This window comes from Bacillus sp. SIMBA_074 (assembly GCF_046534555.1).
GTDB lineage: Bacteria > Bacillota > Bacilli > Bacillales > Bacillaceae_G > Bacillus_A > Bacillus_A mycoides.
The window spans coordinates 1-267 of record NZ_JAWRYM010000622.1 but is presented as its reverse complement, the minus strand read 5'-3'; the positions used below and the strand labels follow the sequence as shown (position 1 = coordinate 267).

1 protein-coding gene is annotated in these 267 nt (G+C 71.5%); it reads left to right on the top strand.

Going from position 1 to position 267, the window contains the following annotated elements:
* A partial coding sequence (locus tag SB773_RS32240; protein WP_410594442.1) for a type 1 periplasmic-binding domain-containing protein occupies positions 1-267 on the top strand: 267 nt, incomplete at both ends.

The following is a 267-nucleotide window of genomic DNA, read 5'->3' as shown; positions in this document are numbered from 1 at the left end:
CCTCGTCACCGCGCGGTCGCGCACCATCGGCGTCCTCTCGACGTCGGCCGCGGCTCTGTACGGGCCGGTGTCCAGCATCAACGCCATCCAGGATGCCGGGCGCACGGCCGGCTACTCGGTCGCCGTCGCCCAGCTCCCGGACCTCAGCCGTGAGTCGATCGCCGCGGGCGTCGACCATCTGCTCGCCCAGTCCGTCGAGGGCATCGTGGTCATCGCTCCCCAGGAGGTGGTGATCGAGCAGCTGGAGACGGCGGCGCTCGATGTGCC